Here is a 5,057-nt window from a genome sequence, read left to right as displayed (position 1 = left end):
CCGCCCCCAGGTCCTGCACGCCGGCTTCGAGCTCTACCGGACCGAGATCCAGGACGAGGCCGACAACACCAAGCTGCAGGAGACCCCGCTGACCATCCCGGTCCGCATGATCACCCAGGCCGGCCTCGCCGACATGGTCCTGGCGCCCCTCCAGGACGCCGCCCCCGACGCGACCTCCGCCGACGTCCCCGGCGCCGGACACTTCCTCCTCCACGAAGCACCCGACCGCGTCCTGGCCGAGATCAACGCGTTCTACCCCACGTCCAACGCCACCCCCTGACCAGGAAGCACCACACGACCACACGGCTTCCGTCCCGTCCGCCGCAGAGCTCACGCGGTCCCTGGACGGCGACTTCGAAGACAAGCACACCAAGGTGAGAGGAAAACCCCTCATGACAAGCCAAATCACTTCCGCCCGCGATGTTCCCACTCGCCTGTTCGCCGCCTTCGACGCGGGCGATGTCGCTGCGGTGGACACCCTGGTCTCGCCCGACGTCGTCGACCACAACCTGCCCCCGGGGGCTCCGTCGGCGATCGAGGGGATGAAGGGGATGATCGTCGCCATGCGTGACGGCTTCACCAACCCTCACCACGAGATCGTCTACCAGGCCGAGACGGACGACGGCTGGGTCGTCTCCCAGTGGGTGATCACAGCGACCCACACCGGCCCGTGGTTCGGGCTGCCCGCGACCGGCCGTGACGTGACCTGTTCCGGCATCGATCTCGCGCGCGTGGTCGACGGCCGCATCGTCGAGATCCGGCACGTTGAGGAACTGCTGCAACTGCAGATGCAGATGCAGCGCACCGACTGAGGCAGCAGCAAGGGACGCAGCAGTGCGGCGTGAGCCGACGAGACAAGGACCCCCGGCGAAGGGCCGAAGTTGGTCGCCCCACAGCCCCTTCGCCGGAGGTTCTCCTGGCTCACGCTGCTGCCCGTCGGCTCCTGAGGGCCGTCGGACGACATACCGGAGGCGCTCGCTCCATTCGTCGCCCATCAAACAGAACATGCCAGGCAAGCAAGCAGGCCATTCACAACAGAATGAAGGCTGAGGAAGACATGGCGGAACAGACCTCCGGTCCCAACGGCTACGAGGCAATCGACAGCATGTACACCGCCACCGAGGAAGGTGACATGGAACGGCTCCTGGCATGTTTCGCGCCGGATGCCGTCATCTGGCACGCGGACGACGAGGTTGAGCAGAACGTGGACACGTGCCTCCAGAGGGTCAGGCTGCTGGGGCCGGCGTCCTCGAAGGTGGCTTACGAGGACCGCCGCATGACGGCGGTGGGCCGGCAGGTGTTCCTCCAGCACACCCTGACGGCCGATCTCCTCACGGGCAGTCGGCTCCGGCTTCCTGCCTTCATGCGTGTCGAGCTCGGTTCCGACGGTCTGATCAGCAGGCTCGAGGAGTACTACGACTCCCGCGCGACCGATGTGCTCGCCGAGGCGGGACTGTAAGCAGAACGCCCGGTCTCACACGTGTGGTGAGACCGTTCAAAGATCACGAGTCATTCCCGTTATGCGGTCGGACTCGAACCAAGGGAGTGCCATGAAGGCGATCCAGTTCAACAGCTACGGCGGCGCGGAGAAGCTAGACCTCGTCGACATTCCGGCTCCGACGCCGCAGCCGGGCGAGATCCTCATCCGCGTGGCGGCCGCAGGAGTCAACCCGATCGACTGGAAGATCCGCTCGGGACAGATGGAAGGCATGATCCCCGTCGACTTTCCGGCCGGGACCGGCAGCGACGCGGCAGGTACGGTCACCGCACTCGGCGAAGGCGTCATCGATGCGGTGGTCGGGGAGTCGGTGTTCGGCGTGGGCCGCTCGACGTATGCCGAAGAGGCGGTTCTTACTACGTGGGCACCGGTGCCGGAGGGCGTGAACGTCGAGGAGTCCGCCGGTTGGGGAGCGGCCGTCGAGACAGCCGTACGGGTTATCGACCAGCTCGGGCTGGTCGCCGGACAGACCGTACTCGTCAGCGGTGCCTCGGGGAGCGTGGGAACCGCGGTTGTCCAGATCGCCGTCGGCCGCGGGATATCGGTGGTGGGTACCGCAAGCGCGCCGAACCAGGACTATCTCGCGTCCCTGGGAGCGATTCCGGTCGTCTACGGCGACGGTCTCGTCGCGCGCGTCACGGCGGAGGCGCCCTCGGGTATCGACGGAGCCCTTCATCTCTCTGGTGCCGGCGTGTTGCCCGACCTGATCGAGATTGCCGGGGAGCCTTCCCGGGTCCTTTCGATTTCCGACTTCGCGGCGCTCGAACTCGGAGCGCAGGTGTCTGCGGCAGCATCGGATCACCGCAAGGCCTGGGCCGAGGCAGCTGCGTTGCCGGCCTTCCGCTTGCCTGTCGAGCGCCGCTTCGCGCTCGCCGAGGCCGGAGCTGCCCAGGAACACAGCGCCGCGGGGCACGCGGCGGGCAAGACGATCATCCTTCCCTAGACGTCTTGGCCAACGGCATCGGTCACAGAGGCTTCACCCCGGCACCCGGATGCTGTTGGCAAATGCTGGCCTGTGCGTGACGTCGGCCTTCGAGACCTGGTTGTGGTCTTGAAGGCCGACGTCGCTGTTTGGGGAGGGTCCGGGTGTCGCTGCGGTCGCAGGAGCCCGGGGAGATTCGGGTGAACATGGTACGGGTGGCGAAGGCCCCGTTCCTCAGACGCAGTCTGGCGATTCGGGTCCGGGACGATTCGGGGTGGCCTCGTGAGATCTCTGGCACAGTCACCCTTGCAACCTGTGTCCATTTGCTAATTTAATGTGCCATTAATGCCGACTTCAGATATCCCGCTCTTCTGCGTACCGCACCTCGAAGTCGTAGCTGTTGACATTGTCGTGCCGGTTGCAGGAATGGGGGGCACGGCGGCAGGACTGCGCCCCGACTGCGCGCGACGAAGCGTGCTGCCACCGCCGACAGTCGTCCTTGACGTCCCAGGACGCGTGCGAGCCGTTGAAGGCGAGAAGGAACGTGACTGTCCAGATATCAGAGGCGGGGAATCTGCCCGCTTCCCTGAGCACGTTTGTGGGCAGGCGCCGGGACCTCGCCGAAGTGCGCCGACGTCTGGGGACGACGCGGCTGCTGACGCTCACCGGTGTGGGCGGGGTGGGCAAGACACGGCTGGCGCTGGAGGCGGCCGCGTCGGTGGCGGACTTCGTGGACGGGGTGTGGCTGGTGGATCTGGCGGCGGTGCGGGACCCGTCGTCGGTGGCGAACGCCGCAGCGACCGCACTGGGGGTGCCGGACCTGGGCACCAGGCCCCTCATCGATCAGCTCGCCGCCTTTCTGGCCCACCGTGGTTCGCTGCTCGTTCTGGACAACTGCGAGCACCTCGTCGACGCCTGCGCCGAGCTGGCCCAGGGTCTACTGTCGGCGTCCCCCGGGCTGCGCATTCTGACGACGAGCCGCCGGGCACTGGGAATCTACGGCGAGCACGTCTTCGCCGTCCCTCCGCTGGCACCCGACGACGCGGTGGAACTCCTGTGGGACAGGACCACAGCCGTGCGCCCCGAGTTCCAGGTCACCGACGGCAACCGCGCCCAAGTCCTCCGGTTGTGCGCGAGTCTTGACGGGCTGCCGCTGGCCATCGAGCTGGTCGCGGCCCGGCTGCGGATGCTGACCGTCGACGAGGCGGTGAACCGGCTGGAGGACCGCTTCGGGCTGCTCACGAGCGGCAGCCGGGTCGCCCGGCCACGCCAGCGGACGCTACGCGCACTGATCGACTGGAGCCATGAGCTGTGCACGCCCGCCGAGCGGCTGCTGTGGCACCGGCTCTCGGTCTTCGCCGACGACTTCGGCCTGGACGCGGCCGAGGACGTGGGTGCGGGCGACGGAATCGGCCGGGGTGAGGTGCTTGATCTCCTCGACCAGCTGGTGGCGCAGTCCATCGTCCTGCCCTGCGAGCGCGAGGGGCTGCCCCGCTACCGGCTGCTGGAGACCATCCGCCAGTACGGGCGGGAACGGCTGGCCGAATCCGGGGAGGAAGAGCTGACACGGCAACGGCACCGCGCTTACTATCTGGCCCTCGCCGAGCGCATCGCCGACGGCTGGTACGGCCCCGGCCAGGAGGAAGCCCTGGCCCGGCTGCGCGTCGAACACGCGAACCTGCTGGTGGCTCTGGCCTGCGGCGGCGATCCGCAGGCCACACTGGCGCTGGCCGCCGCCTTGCGTTTCCACTGGTGCGGTGGCGGATTCCTCGGCGAGGGACGCCGCGGTCTCGACCGGGCCCTGGCAGCCGCTCCGGAACCCACACCGCTCAGGGCCAGGGCACTGTGGGTCGCCGCCTGGGTGGCACTGCTCCAGGGCGACCACGCGCTGACCGGCCGGTGGCTGGACGAGGCCGACGAACTGGGCGAGCGGCTGGACGACCCGTCGGTGCGCGCCCACGTCCAGGGCTTGCGCGGTTCATTGGCGGTGTTCCGGGGGCAATCGGAGGAGGCCGTGGCCCTGTTCAAGGGCGCGGTGGCCGCTTGGACGACATTGGACGAGCAATCCGGAGTGGTCTTCGTGCTGTTCCAGCTGGCCTTTGCCCAGCTCCGCCTCAAAGACCCAGGCGGAGCGGAGACCGCCAGGCGCGCGGTTGCCGCCGCCGAGGCGCACGGTGAGCGGTGGGGCCGTGCGTACGCGCTGTGGGCGCTGGGCATCGACGCCTGGCTGCGCGGCGACCGGGAAGCCTGCAGCGCGCTTGCCCGGGCCGGGCTGGAGATCATGCGGGGCTTCCACGACCACATCGGGGCGGCGCATCTGCTGGAACTGCTCGCCTGGATCACCGCCTCCCGCGGCGACCACGAGCCTGCGGCAAGGCTGCTGGGCACCGCGCGTTCCCTCTGGCAGGACATCGGCACCAGCATCTCCGCTTTTCCGCATATCGCCGGGTCCCACGCCCGGTGCGAGGAGGACGTCGTACGCGCCCTGGGCCCTTCAGCGTGCGAGAAGGCCCTCGCGGAGGGCGGCAGCCACCGTGGCCCGAGCGAGGCCATCGCCTACGCCCTGCGGGCCGAGTCAGAGCGGACCGGCCCCGCCCTCGGGGCCGGTCCGCTCTGACTCGGCCCGCAGGGCGTAGG

5 protein-coding genes are annotated in these 5,057 nt (G+C 68.7%); all 5 read left to right on the top strand.

Annotated elements, in window-relative coordinates; translation table 11 throughout:
- Positions 1-280: alpha/beta fold hydrolase (locus tag JHN63_RS48920; protein ID WP_374223022.1), on the top strand; the 280-nt coding region annotated here is incomplete at its 5' end.
- Positions 281-392: 112 nt separating this feature from the next.
- Entirely contained in the window at positions 393-812 is a 420-nt protein-coding gene (locus JHN63_RS48915; protein ID WP_200691598.1) for an ester cyclase, read from the top strand.
- A gap of 245 nt (positions 813-1,057) precedes the next feature.
- A complete protein-coding gene (locus JHN63_RS48910; protein WP_200691597.1) occupies positions 1,058-1,459 on the top strand; it encodes a nuclear transport factor 2 family protein in 402 nt (133 codons plus the stop codon).
- A gap of 91 nt (positions 1,460-1,550) precedes the next feature.
- Positions 1,551-2,441, top strand: coding sequence for an NADP-dependent oxidoreductase (locus JHN63_RS48905; RefSeq protein ID WP_200691596.1), 891 nt, complete (start codon positions 1,551-1,553; stop codon positions 2,439-2,441).
- 523 nt (positions 2,442-2,964) lie between these two features.
- Complete coding sequence (locus JHN63_RS48900; protein WP_307782173.1) at positions 2,965-5,037, top strand: AAA family ATPase; 2,073 nt, start codon at positions 2,965-2,967, stop codon at positions 5,035-5,037.
- Positions 5,038-5,057: the final 20 nt, after the last annotated feature.

The sequence above is a fragment of the Streptomyces sp. MBT65 genome, assembly GCF_016612545.1.
Classification (GTDB): Bacteria; Actinomycetota; Actinomycetes; order Streptomycetales; family Streptomycetaceae; genus Streptomyces.
The sequence above is the reverse complement of the archived record's forward strand: the minus strand, read 5'-3'. Positions and strand labels throughout refer to the sequence as shown.

What these genes read in the sequence shown, in the direction of transcription:
- JHN63_RS48915 (WP_200691598.1), top strand. Translation starts at nt 393, where the DNA reads ATGACAAGCCAAATCACTTCCGCCCGCGATGTTCCCACTCGCCTGTTC.
- JHN63_RS48910 (WP_200691597.1), top strand. Translation starts at nt 1,058, where the DNA reads ATGGCGGAACAGACCTCCGGTCCCAACGGCTACGAGGCAATCGACAGC.
- JHN63_RS48905 (WP_200691596.1), top strand. Translation starts at nt 1,551, where the DNA reads ATGAAGGCGATCCAGTTCAACAGCTACGGCGGCGCGGAGAAGCTAGAC.